Consider the following 17,268-nt stretch of genomic DNA (forward strand, 5'->3'; position numbering starts at 1 on the left):
TTTTTGCTGTGGCATTTGCAGCCGCAGAGAAACCAACTATATTTGTCGGGAATAGGAGTGAGTCGTGTCTAATCCCGCTATCAGCTATCTGCCCGCCGAAACCGAGATCGCACCTGTAAAGCGTCCGATGCCGGAAGGTATGCGCGCGACTGGACGCAAGTTGCGGCTGTCCGGGGTCACATCCGGTGACCCGATGGGAGAGCTTCTGGCGGCATTGCCAGATGCGCTCGGCCGCCGGATGCGGTTCTTTGAACCCACTGCAGAAGAGCAGAGCTTCGATGAACTCTGGCTTGCAAATGCGCTTGATGCGGTCCGTGCAGGTGACGAACCGCGTTACCGGTTTGCGATGCTCAGCCGCATGTCCAAAGCGCGTGCCGCAAGTTTACACTTTTTGATGTGTAGGGCGGCTTACAGTCTGGACATAGTTTAGAATAAGTCTAAACTTTCGTCCATTACTCCGATGACGTTACAAGGACTGGACGATATGACCCAAACTGCCTCAGACCTGAGCCCCTCCGCACAAGCTGCGATTGCAGACGCGCTGAACCAGTGTGTCGCTGAAACAGCGGTGACAACGATGTTGGCCCAGAATTTCCATTGGAATGTAAAAGGGATGGCGTTTGGTCCGCTGCATGACCTTTTCCAGAAGATCTATGAGGATCACTTTGTTGCTCAAGATGATCTGGCAGAGCGGGTGCGCGCACTTGATGCCCACGCCGAAGGTATGCTTGCCGGGATGCTGAAGCGTTCAAAGATCGGTGAGCACGATGGCCACGCATCGGATCAGGAAATGATCAAGATGATGCAGGAAGCCCAGGAAACGCTGGCTGCGACTTTGGCCGCTGCAGGTGAACTGGCCGCCGAGCACGGCGATACCTTGACCGAGGATCTTTGCATCGCGCGCGGACAGACCCACGAGAAATTCGCGTGGTTCCTGCGGTCTCACCTGGCCTAGCTTAAGCTGCGATATCCTTAGGAAGAGATGCGCCTTTTTTGGCGCATTTCTTTTTATAGGCTTTGCGCCAATGCTCATACTTCCCCATCGCATCCTGCTGGGTCATGAGCATCTCCACAAAGGCCTCTTTGTGGGTCGATTTTTTCAATGATTTGAAAAGTGACTTCTGCGCCTTGGTCATACCGCAGCCAATACAATGACCTTTGCGCTTGTACTTGCATACATCGATACAAGGTGAGGGCGTCTTGCTCATACTCAGTTTGATCCCGCAAACAAAAAGGGTGACGTCGTCTCGCCACCCTTACTTGATCGTTTTAGTCGGAATAATCAAGTGCCAGCTTGTCGCAGATCACATGCCCCTGATCCGTGGGTCAAGCGCATCGCGCAGCCCGTCACCGATGTAATTCACAGCCAGCACTGTCAGCGAGATTGCAAGGCCGGGCCACAGCACGCGCTCTGGGAAAGCGACCATCCGGTCGACGCTGTCAAACAGGATCTTGCCCCAAGTCGGGAAATCGGAAGGGAAGCCCAGTCCAAGGAAGGACAGCGCGCTTTCCGTGATGATCGCGGTCGCCAGTCCCAAAGTTGCTGACACCATGATCGGAGACAGCACATTGGGCAGAACATGCCGCGTGATCATCCGGCGGGGTGGGGTGCCGATGGACCGTGCGGCCAATACGAACTCGCGTTCCTTCAGCGCCATCACGTCGCCGCGCACGATCCGCGCGGTCTGCATCCATGACGTAATCCCGATACCGGTCACGATCAGAATAAAGATCCCCGTCTCGGGGCCGAACGCCGCCCGCAGCGGATCACGGAATAGCAGCATCATCACGAGCAGCAGTGGCAGGATAGGAAGCGACAGAACCAGATCGGTAAAGCGCATCAGACCCCAGTCCAACCGCCGGAAATAGCCCGCCAGAACACCCACGAGGGTGCCGATCAGAATAGCAAGCACCATCGCGGTCCAGCCAACGGCGAGTGAAATGCGACCTCCCTGCATCAGGTTGGCCATGATATCGCGGCCAAGGTGGTCGGTGCCCATCGGCCGCGCCCAGGACACCTTGGCATCACCATCCCACAGCACTGTGTAGATCGGGCGAACATCCTTGTTGCGGATGTCCAGTTTGCCTGGATCAACGTCCCAGATGAGCGGCCCGAATGCGCAGAAAAGCGTGATAAAGATCAGGAAGATCAGGCCGGCCATAGCACCTTTGTGTGACCGGAACTGGTCCCAGACATCGAGCCACTGGTTGCGCGGCTTTTCGGTAAGGGCCGCTGGCTCCACCGGATCAAGGGGCGGCTGAATTTGCTGGGACACATCAGTCATAGCGGATCCTTGGATCAAGCACGCCGTAGAGGATGTCGGCGATCAGGTTCATCAACACGATCAAAACAGCCAGAAGAAACGTGATGGTCATCACCATCGGAATGTCTGCGCCCTGCAAGGCAAGGATCAGAAGCTGCCCCAGACCGTTCACCTTGAAAACCTGTTCGGTGATGATCGCACCGCCGAAGATCGAAGGAATGCCCAGTGCGATGACTGTGACGACTGGGATCATCGAGTTGCGCAGGACGTGACGCATCACAACAACGCTTTCGCTCATGCCTTTGGCGCGGGCCGTGCGAACGTAGTCCTGCCCGAGATTATCCAGCATCGAGGCACGCATGTAGCGGCTGACCTGCGCAGTTGTCTGCAGGGCAAGAACCATGACTGGCATGATCATCTGCTGCAGCTGGAACTTGAAGGTTTCCCAATCGACGACTTGATGTGTCGTGTCATAGATCGAGGGCAGCCAACCCAGTTGCACCGAGAAAATCACGATCACCAGCACGCCGGAGAAAAAGGGCGGCACGGAAAAGCCGATCATGCTGACAAATGTGCCGGCCTGATCAAAAACGGAGTATTGCTTGTAGGCGCTGATAATGCCGATGGGCAGGGCAATGGCGACGCCGACGACATAGGACATACCAACCACCCACAAGGTCTGTGGCAGACGCTCTGCGATCGTATCAAAGACAGGGCTGCGTGACTGGAAGCTGATGATGCGCTGCGCGCCGTCGGCAAAGTTTGTGCCAAAGATACCGTCGATCCAGTACTGCGGCTCGACGATGAAGAATTGATAGAGCCAAAGGTAGAACCGCGTGTACCAGGGCTCTCCCAGCCCCAGTGCCTCGCGCATCCGCTGTTTGACGTCATCAGGGATCGTCAGTGGCATCTGGCCCATCGGATCGCCCGGGGCCAATTCAAGCAACAGGAAGATCACCAGAGCAATAAACAAAAGCGTCGGGATCGACAGGACCAATCTACGGATCGTGTAGTTGAGCATGTAAGGCGCCTTAGGTCATGGTTCTGGAATAGGGAGGTGTAGGGCGGGGTGACCCGCCCTACATCAGATCATTGATTAGCGGTTGTCGCCGGTCCGGTACCAGTCAGCGATGTTCCAAAGCTCACTGTCCCAAACGTTCAGGTCGATACCGCCGAGGCTGTTGGCATGTGCCGACAGACGACCACGGTGCACCAGTGGGATCATACCACCGTTTTCGACCATCATGTCGTTGAGCTGACGGGCGATGGAAGCGCGCTCGTCTGCATCCGCTGTTGTGGTCAGCTGTGCGTGCAGCGCATCATACTCTTCCATGCAGAAGCGGCTGATGTTCTCACCCTGCCACTGCGTGGCCGGGCTTGGTGCCTTGTCGCACAGGCCGTTGCCCAGATATGTCTGCGGGTCGGTGCCGTTGAAGGTGTTGGCGTACATTTCAACGTCAGCGTAGAACTTCTGGAAGGTGTCAGGCGAACCTGGGTCACCACCGAAGAACACGGAAGCGTCGATGTTGCGCAGCTCGGTTTCGATACCGATCATGCTCCACCACTCTTTGATCAGCGCCTGGAAGTCCTGACGGACAGCGTTGGTCGATGTCTGGTAAAGGATCGACATTGGCACACCATCAGGTGTTTCACGCACGCCGTCACCATCGGTGTCGAGGTAGCCAGCTTCATCGAGCATCGCATTCGCGCCGTCGATGTCCTGAACGTCACATGTGAACGTGTCGGAGTTCACTGCAGCCGGTGCAGGAACCCAGTTACAGGTGACTTTACCAGCCTGACCGTAGCCGATTTCAACCAGCAGCGGACGGTCGATCGCCATGGACATGGCTTTGTAAACAGCCGGATCGCCAAGGAACGGGTGCGGACGGATCACCGAACGCTCTTCGTCGCTCAGGGATGGGTCGGGGTTGGTGTTGTTGAGCATGATGCGCTCAACCAGCGGGCCGAAGCCAGCAACCGGCATGCCCAAGCCGCCTTCCTGCATCTGCGCGATCACGTCAGGTGCAAGCTGGAGGTTCCAAGCGTAGTCGAATTCGCCGGTTTCCATGACGGCACGGCCAGCAGCGGTTGCATCACCACCACCTTTGAATGTGACAGACGCAAACGCAGGTTTGTTCGGATCACGGTAGTTTTCGTTGGCAACCATCTGGATCACGTCGTTTGTGCGGAATTCAGTCACAACAAATGGGCCAGTGCCGATTGGGCCGAAGTTTTCGTCAGTACACTCAGGTGCTTTTGCACCCATGCAGTCTGCAAACTGAGCGGCTTGCAGGATCGGGCTTTCACCACCGACAAATGGGCCATAAGGGAATGGCGTTGGCTGACCGAAGTTCACGACAACCGTCAGATCATCAGGCGTTTCGACCGAGGTCACACCGTCAAACTTTGTCAGCTGCGCACAGCCGGACTCCGGGTCGGTGCAGTACTCATATGTGAACTTCACATCGGCAGATGTGAAAGGTGTGCCATCGGACCAGACGATGCCTGGTGTGATGTTCCATGTGATCGAGGTCAGGTCTTCGGACACGCCACCGTTGGAGACGGTTGGGACTTCGTCAACCAGCCAAGGTGTCAGCTCGCCCGAAGCATTGTAGCGGGCCAGAGGCTCCAGCATCAGCGAGGCTGATTCAATGTCCTTGGTGCCGCCCGAAAGATACGGGTTCAGGATGGATGGGGCCTGCCAATAAATGATCTTGACCTCGCCATCGCGACCGCGTTCGCCTTCGTGCGCATCGGCATAGGCCATCTGCGCTACGGCTACAGTCGCAACAGCACCCATCAGGGCTGTTTTGAGTTTCATAGTGTTTTCTCCTTGTTGGTGCTCTTTTTATCCTCGGTCCCTGCCATTTGGCTGGCAGTGTCGTTGATCTCGTTAAAAAGGTGGCAGGCGACAAAACGGCCCGGCTTCACCTCTCTGTAATCGGGTTCCACCTCTTTGCAGATGTCCATCACAGACGGGCATCGGGTGCAGAAGTTGCACCCCTTTGGTGGATTGGAAGGGGACGGCACGTCGCCTTGCAGAATGATCCGCTCGCTCTTGCGGGCAAGACTTGGATCAGGCTCCGGCACGGCTGACAGCAGCGCGTTGGTGTAGGGATGCAGCGGGTCGGCATAAAGCCCCTCGCGCGGGGCCAGTTCGACCACTTTCCCCAAATACATGACCGCAACACGCGTGGCGATGTGGCGGACCATGGACAAATCGTGGCTGATGAAAAGATAGGTCAGGCCGAACTGCTCTTGCAGGTCTTCCAGAAGGTTCACGACCTGCGCCTGAATCGACACATCAAGCGCAGCAATCGGCTCGTCACAGACAATGAACTTGGGGTTCAATGCCAGCGCGCGCGCAATGCCGATCCGTTGCCGCTGGCCGCCAGAAAAGGCGTGCGGATAACGTTTGGCAAACTTGCGGTTCAAACCGACCGCATCCATCAACTCGCCGACCTTTTCGCGCTTTTCGGCGTCCGTCAGCGTCGTATGCTCATCAAGCGGTTCCTTGATGATATCCTCTACCGTCATGCGCGGGTTCAACGAGGCCTGCGGGTCCTGAAAGACCATTTGCATGGTCGGTCGCATCGGACGCAGGTCGGGTTGTGGTGTCTGCCCGATTTCCCTGCCTTCAATCGTGATCGACCCATCCGTGATGTCGTAAAGGCGCAGCACAGCCCGCCCGCAGGTGGATTTGCCGCAGCCTGATTCACCAACCAGACCAAGCGTTTCACCTTCAAAGACGTCAAAGCTGACACCGTCGACGGCCTTGACCTCGCCCACGCGGCGACGGAACAGCCCCGCATAGATCGGAAAGTGCATCTTGAGGTCACGCACGGACACAAGGGGTTTCCTGGCAGCATCAAGCATCGCGTGGCGCTCCGGTCCTGGCATCAAAGAAACATGCTGTGTCGTGCCCATGGCCGACATCATAGCGGGGCGGATTTTCGTGTGCGCAACGCTCAAACGCCACATCGCAGCGGTCGCGGAACGGGCAAGCGCTTGGTGCTGCACCCATGATCGGCGGCTGGCCCTCGATAATCGTCAGGCGCGCGGCGCGCTCACCGGCAATCGACGGGATCGTTTTCAAAAGGGCGCGGGTATAGGGGTGCTGCGGATTGCCGAAAAGTTCCTTGACGGGGGCATGCTCGACGACTTGGCCTGCATACATCACCATTACACGATCAGCGATCCCGGCAATCACGCCCAGATCATGGGTGATCCAGATCACCGCCATGCCAAGCTTGTCACGCAGCTCTTTCATCAATTCCAGAATTTGCGCCTGAATGGTCACATCAAGCGCGGTCGTTGGCTCATCAGCAATCAGGACTTTCGGATCACAGGCCAGCGCAATCGCAATCATCACGCGCTGGCGCATACCGCCTGAAAACTGGTGCGGGTAGTCGTCAAGGCGACGCCTTGCATCGGGAATACCGACCAGTTCCAGCAACTCCTGCGCCCGTTTGGCCGCTTGCCGCTTGTTCATGCCCATGTGCTTGCGCAGCGGCTCCATCAGCTGGAACCCGACCGTGTAGACAGGGTTCAGCGATGTCATCGGGTCCTGAAAAACAAAACCGATTTCGCCACCGCGGACGGCGCGCAACTCATCCATGGAAACTTTCAACAGGTCCTTGCCGCCGAACATGACCTGTCCGTCACGCACGTCCGCTGGCGGTGATGGCAGCAGGCCGAGAAGGGACATCATCGTAACCGATTTGCCCGAACCGCTTTCCCCGACCACACCAAGTAATTCGCCAGGACGAAGTGCGAAGCTGACATCGTTTACGGCATGGACTTCACCGCCACGTGTTTGGAAAACAGTCTTGAGGTCCCGGACATCCAGGACGGGCATGGCCCCATCGGGCATACAGGAACCTCCCAAGTGGTTCTTATTATTGTTGTTTTGCGCGTCTCTCTGTCGGAGAACGTCCTAACAGGTGAAACGGTATCACCAAAATCCCGCTTCGCAAGCCGATTCCTGTTTGCGTTAGCAGGTTTGTTTGCGCAGTCTTTGCCGTGCCAAGCATTTGGGCGCATCTGCCCCGATAGCAGCCGATTTCGCCATTTCGAAAGGACGACGATGCCATTGACCGCCAGACAACTGATGGAGCGCCTTGTGGCCTTTCCAACTGTGAGCCGAGATAGCAATCTGGAATTGATTGATTTTGTTGAGGAATACCTCGACGGTTATGGGGTGCAATCGGTGCGCGTGCCGAACGAGGACGGCACGAAGGCCGCGCTTTATGCCCACATCGGCCCAGAGGTCGATGGCGGCGTTGTGCTGTCTGGCCATACCGACGTCGTGCCGGTCGATGGGCAAAACTGGGACACTGACCCTTTCGAGGTGACCGAACGTCAAGGAAAACTGTTCGGTCGCGGTACCTGCGATATGAAGGGGTTTGACGCTCTGGCATTGTCGGCTGTGCCTTTGGCATTGGAGCGCGGCATCAAACGACCGCTGCAAATTGCACTCTCTTACGACGAAGAGGTGGGCTGCACAGGCGCGCCGCCGATGATTGACCACATGGTCAGCCATGGCCTGCCGCGTGCTGATACCGTGATCGTGGGCGAACCCTCCATGATGAAGGTCGTGACGGGCCATAAGGGCAGTATCGGCTACAAGATGCATTTCCGTGGGTTCGAGGTGCATTCATCGCTTGCACCAACAGGTGTGAGCGCGATCATGATGGCCGCAAAGCTCATCAATTGGGCCAATGAGGTCAATGCGGAGAATGCCGCAAAACCGGTCACGGAAATCGCCGCCGACTTTGTCCCGCCCTATACGACGCTCCATATTGGGACGATCAGTGGCGGCACGGCGCACAACATCACCGCCAAGGACTGCCACTTCGGCTTTGATTTCCGTATTGTGCCAGGCGAGGATATCGCTGCTTGGCAAGAGCGTTTCGCAGCGAAACTCGCCGAAATCGAAGCTGAGATGAAAGCGATCCGCCCCGAAGCCGGAATCTCGGCCGAGCAATATTTCCACGTTCCGGGGCTGGTGCCTGAAGATGCCGGGAGGGCGGAAGCTCTCGTGCGCCAGCTGACAGGTGAAAACGCGCGCCATGTGGTCAGCTACGGCACCGAGGCCGGGCAATTTCAGGAGCGGGGCTATTCCGCCGTGATTTGCGGCCCAGGGGATATTGCGCAGGCTCACCAGCCGAACGAGTTCATCACCGTTGACCAGTTCCGCCAAGGCGAGGCGTTTATTGCCAGACTGGTGGAAAATCTGGCTGCGTGACCCAATATCCTCCCCAAGAATGGAGAGGACCCAATGCCTGTAAAGAATCGTTTCGCCGAATTGTTGCCAGAGATCAAAGCCTGGCGGCATGACCTGCACGAAAACCCCGAAATCCTGTTCGATACGCACCGCACATCAGCGATTGTCGAAGAGAAACTCAAGGCGTTCGGATGCGACGAGGTTGTCACCGGATTGGGACGCACAGGCGTTGTCGGGGTGATCAAGGGCAAATCGAATAAATCTGGCAAAGTCATCGGTTTGCGGGCCGATATGGATGCGCTCCCGATCCTTGAACAGGCAGATGTCCCTTACAAATCCAAGGTCGATGGCGCGATGCATGCCTGCGGCCATGACGGACACACATCCATGTTGCTTGGCGCAGCCAAGTATCTGTCAGAGACCCGCAATTTTGACGGCACCGTCGTCCTGATTTTCCAGCCTGCCGAAGAGGGCGGCGGCGGTGGCCGCGAGATGTGCGAAGACGGGTTGATGGAGCGTTGGGGCATTCAGGAGGTCTACGGGATGCACAACTGGCCCGGTCTGCCGACAGGGCAGTTTGCGATCCGCTCCGGCCCGTTCTTTGCCTCGGCTGATCAGTTCGACATCGTGGTCGAGGGCAAGGGCGGTCACGCTGCAAAGCCTTATCTGACGATTGATACAACTGTCGTTGCGAGCCAGATTGTGGTTGCGCTTCAGACAATCGCGTCTCGCAATGTCAAACCGATCGATAAGATCGTGGTGTCGATCACCAGCTTTGAAACATCCTCAAAAGCCTACAACGTCATCCCGCAAACCGTGCACCTGCGCGGTACCATGCGCGCCATGTCCGAGGAGACGCGCCAGCTTGCCATGCGCCGCTTGCATGAGATTGCCGAAGGAACTGCAGCGGCCTATGGCGCGACCGCAGATGTTGATTTCCGTGACGGTTATCCGGTGATGGTCAATAGTGACGAACAGACCGAGTTTGCAGCGAAGGTAGCCACGTCTGTTGCCGGTGACTGCGCTGAGGCCGAGATGACCATGGGCGGCGAGGATTTCGCGTTCATGTCAAACGAACGTCCCGGCGCCTATATTCTGGTGGGCAACGGTGACAGTGCCGATGTGCACCATCCCGAGTATGTCTTTGATGACGAAGCCATGCCCGCGGGCTGTAGCTGGTGGGCCGAAATCGTCGAGCAGCGTATGCCAGCTGCTTAAATCTTTGTGAAACGTTTCAGCCGCCTGTGTGTGACATATGGCGGCTGACTTGCCCGTCCACGGTCTGGCGCGAGTAGTCGAAATCGTGGCCCTTCGGCTTCAGCGAAATTGCAGCCCGAATGGCGTCTTCCAGTTGCGCATCTGATTCCGAGGCCCGCAGTGGCGCACGCAGATCGGAATGGCCCTCTTGGCCAAGGCAGGTATAGATCTCGCCGGTGCAGGTGATCCGCACACGATTACAGCTTTCACAGAAGTTGTGTGACAGCGGTGTGATGAACCCGATTTTCTGTCCGGTGTTCTCGACACGCACATAGCGGGCCGGTCCGCCGGTCCGCTCTGGCAGGTCAACCAGAGGCGAGCGCGTTTCAAGCCGGGCGCGCAGGTCCTTCAACGACCAGTACTGCCCGAGCCTGTCTTCATTGCCCAGATCGCCCATCGGCATGACCTCGATAAATGTCAGGTCCATGTCGCGCGACGCACACCAGTCGCTCAGCGTCTCCAGCTCGTCCTCGTTGAAGCCCTTCAGGGCAACCGTGTTGATCTTGACCCGCAAACCAGCCTTTTGGGCCGCATCAATGCCCTTGAGCACCTGTGGCAGGCGGCCCCAACGGGTGATCTGCGCAAACTTTGCCTCATCGAGCGTATCAAGCGAGATATTCACGCGGCGGACGCCTGCTGCCTTCAAATCATCAGCGAATTTGACCAGTTGGCTGCCGTTTGTCGTTAGCGTCAGTTCTTTCAAAGCGCCGCTCTCAAGATGTCGCGACATGGCTTGGAAGAACGTCATGATCCCGCGCCGTACCAAGGGTTCCCCGCCGGTGATCCGCAGCTTCTGAACACCGAGACGGACAAAGGCCGAACACATGCGGTCCAGCTCTTCGAGCGACAAAAGTTCCTTTTTGGGCAGGAACGTCATGTTTTCCGACATGCAATAAACACAGCGGAAATCGCAGCGGTCCGTGACCGACACACGCAGATACTCAATGGCCCGCTGGAAGGGATCTATCAAAGGCGCTTTCATGGGCGGCAGGGTATCACGGGCGAAACCCTGCGCAAGCGTATTAGGGGCCATTGCCACTGCGCAAAGTGACGCTACCCTTGGGGTTATGCGTATCTCATTCCTTCTTCCGATTGCCCTTGTCGCCGGTTGTTCCTCGACCGCGATTGAGGATTTGTTTGCAACTCCCGAACCTGTCGTCGAAACACCTGTGGCAACACTTGATCCCACACCGCCGCCACCGCCCGCAGAGACTGCGCGCACAGTGGATGAGTTTGACACCACAACAGCAGCAGATCGTGAGGCGGCCGTCACGCTGGCATCTGCGGTTGATGCCAGCTTGGGGACGACGCTTGCAACGCTGGGATCCCCGACCGAGCCTGGCATATGGCTCAAGACGCCGCTAGTCAGCGCGCTTCAGTCAGGACGCGTGACGTACCAAGGCAACACAATCAACGTGGAACTGCGCCCCTCTGGCGGTGTCAGCGGATCTGGTAGTCAGATCAGCCTCGCGGCCATGCGGCTTCTGAATGCGCCACTGACCGAAATCATCGAAGTCTCGGTGGCGGCCACAGACAGTTAAGGCGCAGCCGTCAGGGCAGTTTTCTTGCGGCTTCCTTGCGGGCGAAGGGTTTCAGCCTTTCGCCATACGTATCAAGAAAAGCGCGAACGCGGTCTGGGTCGTGTTTGGACAGTTCACGGAGCCACCAAGCGATGGCTTTCTGGATAAACCATTCCTGATCCTCCACATACCCCGCAGCCCATCCCAAAACACGCTCGCGAATGGCGATGTCGTCGGCTTTGGGGTGGTTTTGCTTGGTCCATGGCAGGGTCATCACAAGTGCTGCGCGCCGCGTCCACATATGATCCGAGGTGGTCCAGCCTTCCACGGTCTCAAGGCGTGAGGGATCGGCCACCAGCCGTTTCTGCCCTGCGATGCTGGCATGATCAGCGATGGCCCAGGCATCAAATTCTGGCACCCATGACACGATCAACGCCCAAGCGGCATGATCCTCCGGTCTGATCCGCGCTTGTGTCAGCAGTTTGGCCGCAGCAATGCGTCCTTCGTGCGTATTTCCCTTCCAGAGGGATTTCGCCAAGGCAATCCGCTCGTCAAGCGAAACCTCATTGCGCCAACGTTTGACACATTCATCAATCACAGGATTGGCAACGCCAAGATAGGGACGATCCACCTTATGATAGCGGTGCATTTCGGCGGCCTTCGTCGCGTCACCCAAGGCGCGCAAATCGGCGATGGCCTGCTTGCCCGTGATCATTCAACCGTCACGGATTTGGCCAGATTGCGCGGCTGGTCCACATCTGTGCCTTTTGCGACCGCCGTGTGATAGGCCAGAAGCTGCGCCGGAACAGCATAGAGGATCGGCGCCAAAAACGGATCAATCTCGGGCATGGTGATCGTATCCCAGACACCTTCGCCAGCTTCCTTTGCGCCGGTCTTATCAGTGATCAAAAGAACCTTGCCGCCGCGGGCCATGACTTCCTGCATGTTGGACACTGTCTTGTCGAAAAGCGCATCGCGTGGGGCCATCACAATGACGGGCACATGTTTATCGACCAAAGCGATGGGACCGTGCTTGAGTTCTCCAGACGCGTAAGCTTCGGCGTGTATGTAGCTGATTTCTTTCAGTTTCAATGCGCCTTCAAGGGCGAGGGGATACATCGCTCCGCGTCCCAGAAACAGAATGTCTCGGGCCTCCACGAGTTTGCGGCTGATCTTGCGTGACTTTTCCTCTATGCCAAGCGCCTGGCTGATCAATCCCGGCAGGCCGGTCAGGGCCGCAAGCTTGGCTGACAGATCCTCTTGCGACAGATGCCCGCGTGCGTGCGCAGCGTTAAGCGCAAGAAGGGCAAGCGTGGTTAACTGACAGGTAAAGGCCTTGGTGGAAGCCACACCGATTTCTGTGCCAGCCAGGATCGGCAGCGGCAGGTCGCTCTCGCGTGCGATGCTGCTTTCGGGCACGTTGACGACAGAGACGATCTTGTCGGCCTTGCCGTCCATATAGCGCAAGGCGGCAAGCGTATCGGCTGTTTCGCCGGACTGGCTGACAAAGAGGGCAACCGTGCCTGGCGTCACCGGTGGTTCGCGGTAGCGGAACTCGGATGCGACATCGACTTCGACCGGAATCTGGGCCACCTGTTCAAACCAGTATTTGGCCACAAGGCAGGCATAAAACGCGGTGCCGCAGGCGACCATCGTCATGCGCTCGACTTTCGTAAAGTCGATGCCAGGATCAGGCAGCGTGACGCCGGTGCCATCTGCAGTGATGTAATGTGACAGGGCACCTTGCAGCACCACGGGCTGCTCGGCGATTTCTTTGGCCATAAAATGCTTGAAACCGGCTTTATCGACGCGGGCATTATCAATCTGGATCGTTTTGATCTTGCGCGTGACCGGCGCGCCTGAGGCATCGAAGATCTCTACCGACGAGCGGGTCACAACGGCCCAGTCACCTTCTTCAAGATAGCTGATCTGGTCGGTCATAGGGGCAAGTGCGATCGCGTCAGACCCTACAAACATTTCCCCGTCACCATAGCCAATCGCCAAAGGAGAGCCCTTTCTGGCGGCAATCATCAGATCGGGTTCTCCATCAAAGAGAAAGCAAAGCGCGTAGGCGCCTTCAAGCCGCGAAATCGTCTCCTGGGCGGCATCAACCGGGGACAGGCCTTGGTCGAGGTAATGGTTTGCCAGCAGCGCGACGGTTTCGGTATCGGTCTCTGTCTCGAACCCGATCCCTTGCGCCGCAAGGTCCTCACGCAGTTCACGGAAGTTTTCGATAATGCCGTTATGGACCACCGCAACACGTCCTGCGCGGTGCGGGTGGGCGTTGCCTTCATTGGGCGCACCATGCGTCGCCCAACGGGTGTGGCCGATACCTGACTTGCCAGCCAACGGATTGTGGACCAGCGCATCGGACAGGTTCACCAACTTGCCAACAGCACGGCGACGGTCAAGTTTGCCTTCGTGGATCGTCGCAATGCCTGCGCTGTCGTATCCGCGGTATTCCAAGCGTTTGAGCGCCTCAACCAGCAGCGGGGCGGCCTCGTGATTGCCCAGGACACCGATAATTCCACACATGGCTTAAGCCCCTTTGTTCTTCATGGCGCGCAGCTTGGCAAAAAGTCTGGTCGCAAAGCCTGCCTTGTTTTCCTGACGCGCGCGCGCCACGGCCAGATCACCGGCGGGCACATCGCGTGTAATGACAGAACCGCTGCCGGTCATGGCACCGTCCCCGAGCGTGACCGGGGCGACCAGCATCGTGTTCGATCCGACAAAGACATCGGCACCAATTGTGGTTTTGTGCTTGAACACGCCGTCATAGTTGCAAGTGATCGTGCCAGCACCAATGTTGCTGGATGCGCCGATTGTCGCGTCCCCGATATAGGACAGGTGATTGACCTTTGCGCCTTCATCCAGCACCGCGTTCTTGATCTCGACGAAGTTGCCGACTTTCACGTTTTCGGACAGTTCGGCGCCGGGGCGCAGACGGGCATATGGCCCGACGACCGCGCCGCGCGACACATGGCACCCTTCAAGATGTGAAAAGGCACGGATGGTTGCGCCGCTTTCGACAGTCACACCGGGGCCGAAAACAACGTTTGGTTCAATCAGCGTGTCCCTCCCGACCACGGTGTCAAAGGCGAAATAGACAGTCTCTGGCGCTGTGAGGGTCACACCATCCGCCATCGCCGCCTCGCGCGCCGCCGCTTGGAAAAGTGCCTCTGCGCCAGCTAGTTCAGCACGGGAATTGACGCCAAGCGTTTCGGCTTCCTCGCAGGTGACGACAGTCGCCGATAGCCCGCGTGTATTTGCGATCCCCACAATGTCGGTCAGGTAATATTCGCCCGAAGCGTTTTCGTTGCCCACAGTGTCAATCAGGTCAAAGAGCGTTTTTGCATCAGCGGCGACCACACCACTGTTGCACAAGGTCACGGCGCGCTCCGTTTTGGTCGCGTCTTTGTATTCGACAATGCGCGAGAGCGTGTCGCCAGAGGTGATCAGACGACCATAGCGCCCCGGATCGGCCGCCTCGAAGCCGAGGACAACCACATCGTGATCAGCACGCGCCGCGATCATGGCTTCAAGCGTTTCCGGCCGGATAAAGGGTGTGTCACCATAAAGAACAATGGCGTCCCCGTCGAACCCCGCCAGAGCGTCCTTTGCCTGCGCAACAGCATGGGCTGTGCCAAGTTGTTCGGTCTGAAGTGCGACCGTAGCATCAGGGTCAAAGGCCTTGGCGGCCTTTTCCACCGCCTCGGCCCCGTGGCCTGCAACGACAATGGTCTGCTCGGGTGCCAATGCCGCGCCGGACCGCATTGCATGCACCAGCATCGGTGCGCCTGCAATCGGATGCAGCACCTTTGGCAGGTCGGAATTCATGCGGGTGCCCATACCGGCCCCAAGAATGATCAGTGCGGTTGCCATTGCTGCCTCGTTATGCGTTCTTGCCCTGACTTCTACTGTGGTTTTGCGCGATCACAAGAGCGAGGGGCTTCACATCAGTTTACAGCCCGTTACATCCATCCCAAAGGGTTAGCAAAGAGGCAGCGATGAAACCGGCAGTGATATTCGATTTGGACGGCACTTTGGCCGACACCAGCGGCGACCTGATCGCCGCAGCCAACCACTGCTTTCGCGGGTTGGGGTTGGGTGATCTTCTGGACCCCGCGCAAGATGCGGCAACCGCGTTGAAGGGCGGGCGCGCGATGCTGACCTTGGGTTTCTCCCGTGTGGAAGGCTTCGGGAAGGAAGAGGTGGATCGTCAGTATCCTGTCTTGCTTGCCGCCTATGCGCAGGCCATCGACACCCACACAGTGCTTTACCCCGGTGCAATGGCCGCGGTGGAGCGGCTTTTGTCAGGGGGTTACGCGGTGGGTATTGCCACCAATAAACCAGAGGGTTTGGCCGAGCAGTTGATGACCAGCCTTGGCGTGCGCGACGCCTTTGCCTCGCTCATCGGGGCGGATACGCTGCCCGTGCGCAAGCCTGACCCTGAACATCACTTTGAGGCGGTTCGCCGCGCCGGAGGCGATATCGGACGGTCCTTGCTGGTCGGTGATACGGCGACGGATAGAAATACCTCGCGCAATGCCGGTGTGCCATCGGTGCTGGTGACATTCGGGCCGGGGCGCGATGAAGTTCTAGGGTTGGAGGCAGAGGCCACCATCGACAGCTACGACGAACTGGACTCAGTCGTGGCCCGATTGATCGGCTGATCTGGCCCTATGCTCTGGCCTGAAGTTACGCGCAAATTGGACCTATGACAGAGCGATTCACAGGCAGCTTTACCCAGCAAGAGCCGATCCCAGACGAAGGGATCGCAGCGGCCAACCGCGTCATGCAGACCGGCCGCCTGCACCGCTACAACACCAGTGGCGACGAAATCGCCGAGACCGCCTTGCTTGAGGAAGAGTTTGCCGCCGCGACCGGCGCGAAATACTGCCTCGCCGTGGCCTCGGGTGGCTATGCGATGACGACGGCGCTGCGGGCCTCTGGTGTGAAACACGGCGACAAGGTGCTGACCAATGCCTTTACGCTGGCACCTGTGCCGGGGGCGATTGCGGCGGTGGGTGGTGTGCCGGTCTTTGTCGGTGTGACCGAAGATCTGGTGATCGACCTTGATGACCTCGCCGCCAAGCTGGATCAGGCCAGCGTTTTGCTGCTGTCCCATATGCGTGGGCATATCTGCGACATGGAACGACTGATGGCGATGTGTGATGCCGCCGGTGTCGATGTGATCGAGGATTGCGCACACACCATGGGGGCTGCGTGGAATGGTGTCCCCTCGGGCCGCTGGGGGCGGTTCGGCTGCTATTCGACCCAGACCTACAAGCACATCAACTCCGGCGAAGGCGGGTTCCTGATCTGTGACGGGGCCGAGGATATGGCCCGTGCGATTATGCTTTCCGGGAGCTACATGCTCTTCGAGGCGCACCGCGCCGCGCCGCCGGTCGCGACGTTCGCGAAGATCAAATACGAAACGCCGAATATCTCAGGCCGCATGGACAACCTGAGGGCGGCGATCCTGCGGCCGCAATTGCGCAAGCTGAAAGAGCAGGGCGTGCGCTGGAACGCACGCTACCGCGTGCTTGAGGAAGGACTGGCCGGTACCCCCGGTCTGCGCCTGATACCGCGTCCCGAGAGAGAACAGTTCGTTGCCTCATCGTTCCAGTTTCTGCTGCTGGACTGGGATAAAGAGGCGGTAAATGCTGTGGTCGACCGCTGCGCCGCGTGCGGTGTCGAACTCAAGTGGTTCGGCGGGGCGGAGCCCAAGGGCTTCACCTCGCGCTATGACAGTTGGCGCTATGCGCAGTCGGAACCGATGCCAGCCTCTGACCGCATCCTTGCGGGCATCATTGATATGCGTTTGCCATTGACCTTCAGCGTTGAAGATTGCGCGCTGATCGCGCGGATCATCCGTGCCGAGGTCGGCGCCGTCTATCAGTCGCAGGTCGCCGCGCAGTAACCTCGCACTGCGCAAAAATGACTCGACAGGTGTCATGCATCACGCCTATTATTGAACAAGCGTTCAATTAATGCGAGG

17 protein-coding genes are annotated in these 17,268 nt (G+C 58.1%); 7 read left to right on the forward strand and 10 right to left on the reverse strand.

Annotation, left to right across the window (positions count from 1 at the left end; translation table 11 throughout):
* The first annotated feature begins 64 nt into the window (after positions 1 to 64).
* Together BM316_RS04130 and BM316_RS04135 are read left to right on the forward strand one after the other, a co-directional pair.
* Positions 65 to 430 carry a hypothetical protein gene (locus BM316_RS04130; protein ID WP_242649741.1) on the forward strand — a complete coding sequence of 122 codons (366 nt, stop codon included), beginning with the start codon at positions 65 to 67 and terminating at the stop codon, positions 428 to 430.
* Between the two features lie 54 nt (positions 431 to 484).
* Positions 485 to 955: a Dps family protein gene (locus BM316_RS04135; protein ID WP_090207513.1), complete on the forward strand. Its 471-nt coding sequence runs from the start codon at positions 485 to 487 to the stop codon at positions 953 to 955.
* 1 nt (position 956) lies between these two features.
* Here BM316_RS04135 and BM316_RS04140 read toward each other — a convergent pair whose 3' ends face one another.
* The 6 genes from BM316_RS04140 to BM316_RS04165 form a co-directional block, all read right to left on the reverse strand.
* On the reverse strand, positions 957 to 1,208 hold the full coding sequence (locus BM316_RS04140) for a DUF1289 domain-containing protein (RefSeq protein ID WP_090204327.1): 252 nt from the start codon (positions 1,206 to 1,208) through the stop codon (positions 957 to 959).
* 96 nt (positions 1,209 to 1,304) lie between these two features.
* Positions 1,305 to 2,285, reverse strand: coding sequence for an ABC transporter permease (locus BM316_RS04145; protein WP_090204329.1), 981 nt, complete (start codon positions 2,283 to 2,285; stop codon positions 1,305 to 1,307).
* On the reverse strand, positions 2,278 to 3,285 hold the full coding sequence (locus tag BM316_RS04150; protein WP_090204331.1) for an ABC transporter permease: 1,008 nt from the start codon (positions 3,283 to 3,285) through the stop codon (positions 2,278 to 2,280). The genes BM316_RS04145 and BM316_RS04150 overlap by 8 nt, the downstream gene beginning before the upstream one ends.
* Positions 3,286 to 3,360: 75 nt before the next feature.
* Positions 3,361 to 5,085: a peptide ABC transporter substrate-binding protein gene (locus BM316_RS04155; protein ID WP_090204333.1), complete on the reverse strand. Its 1,725-nt coding sequence runs from the start codon at positions 5,083 to 5,085 to the stop codon at positions 3,361 to 3,363.
* The gene (locus tag BM316_RS04160) at positions 5,082 to 6,140 is read right to left on the reverse strand and encodes an ABC transporter ATP-binding protein (RefSeq protein ID WP_090204336.1); all 1,059 of its coding nucleotides are present in this window, start codon (positions 6,138 to 6,140) and stop codon (positions 5,082 to 5,084) included. Before BM316_RS04160 ends, BM316_RS04155 begins: the two co-directional genes overlap by 4 nt.
* A complete protein-coding gene (locus tag BM316_RS04165; protein WP_090204339.1) occupies positions 6,133 to 7,137 on the reverse strand; it encodes an ABC transporter ATP-binding protein in 1,005 nt (334 codons plus the stop codon). The genes BM316_RS04160 and BM316_RS04165 overlap by 8 nt, the downstream gene beginning before the upstream one ends.
* 213 nt (positions 7,138 to 7,350) lie before the next feature.
* Here BM316_RS04165 and argE point away from each other — a divergent pair, with 213 nt between their 5' ends.
* Both argE and BM316_RS04175 read left to right on the forward strand, forming a co-directional pair.
* A complete protein-coding gene (argE, locus tag BM316_RS04170; RefSeq protein ID WP_090204342.1) occupies positions 7,351 to 8,511 on the forward strand; it encodes an acetylornithine deacetylase in 1,161 nt (386 codons plus the stop codon).
* Positions 8,512 to 8,544: 33 nt separating this feature from the next.
* Positions 8,545 to 9,708, forward strand: a complete 1,164-nt coding sequence (locus BM316_RS04175) for a M20 aminoacylase family protein (RefSeq protein WP_090204345.1) — start codon at positions 8,545 to 8,547, stop codon at positions 9,706 to 9,708.
* Between the two features lie 16 nt (positions 9,709 to 9,724).
* On the opposite strand, the gene moaA is transcribed toward BM316_RS04175, so the two are convergent.
* Complete coding sequence (gene moaA, locus BM316_RS04180) at positions 9,725 to 10,729, reverse strand: GTP 3',8-cyclase MoaA (protein ID WP_090204348.1); 1,005 nt, start codon at positions 10,727 to 10,729, stop codon at positions 9,725 to 9,727.
* A gap of 85 nt (positions 10,730 to 10,814) precedes the next feature.
* Here moaA and BM316_RS04185 point away from each other — a divergent pair, with 85 nt between their 5' ends.
* Positions 10,815 to 11,288 (forward strand): D-galactarate dehydratase, encoded by a 474-nt coding sequence (locus tag BM316_RS04185; protein WP_090204350.1) that lies wholly within the window; start codon positions 10,815 to 10,817, stop codon positions 11,286 to 11,288.
* A 10-nt stretch (positions 11,289 to 11,298) separates the two neighbouring features.
* Here BM316_RS04185 and BM316_RS04190 read toward each other — a convergent pair whose 3' ends face one another.
* The 3 genes from BM316_RS04190 to glmU are packed head-to-tail and all read right to left on the reverse strand — an operon-like array spanning position 11,299 to position 15,149.
* On the reverse strand, positions 11,299 to 11,982 hold the full coding sequence (locus BM316_RS04190; RefSeq protein WP_090204353.1) for a DNA alkylation repair protein: 684 nt from the start codon (positions 11,980 to 11,982) through the stop codon (positions 11,299 to 11,301).
* A complete protein-coding gene (gene glmS / locus BM316_RS04195) occupies positions 11,979 to 13,802 on the reverse strand; it encodes a glutamine--fructose-6-phosphate transaminase (isomerizing) (protein ID WP_090204356.1) in 1,824 nt (607 codons plus the stop codon). Before glmS ends, BM316_RS04190 begins: the two co-directional genes overlap by 4 nt.
* A 3-nt stretch (positions 13,803 to 13,805) precedes the next feature.
* Entirely contained in the window at positions 13,806 to 15,149 is a 1,344-nt protein-coding gene (gene glmU / locus BM316_RS04200) for a bifunctional UDP-N-acetylglucosamine diphosphorylase/glucosamine-1-phosphate N-acetyltransferase GlmU (protein ID WP_090204359.1), read from the reverse strand.
* 125 nt (positions 15,150 to 15,274) lie between these two features.
* Between glmU and BM316_RS04205 the strand changes: the two genes are divergently transcribed.
* Both BM316_RS04205 and BM316_RS04210 read left to right on the forward strand, forming a co-directional pair.
* Positions 15,275 to 15,940, forward strand: coding sequence for an HAD hydrolase-like protein (locus BM316_RS04205; protein WP_090204362.1), 666 nt, complete (start codon positions 15,275 to 15,277; stop codon positions 15,938 to 15,940).
* Between the two features lie 44 nt (positions 15,941 to 15,984).
* Positions 15,985 to 17,190 carry a DegT/DnrJ/EryC1/StrS family aminotransferase gene (locus tag BM316_RS04210; protein ID WP_090204365.1) on the forward strand — a complete coding sequence of 402 codons (1,206 nt, stop codon included), beginning with the start codon at positions 15,985 to 15,987 and terminating at the stop codon, positions 17,188 to 17,190.
* The last annotated feature ends 78 nt before the right edge of the window (positions 17,191 to 17,268 follow it).

The organism is Yoonia litorea, from assembly GCF_900114675.1.
GTDB classification, from domain to species: domain Bacteria; phylum Pseudomonadota; class Alphaproteobacteria; order Rhodobacterales; family Rhodobacteraceae; genus Yoonia; species Yoonia litorea.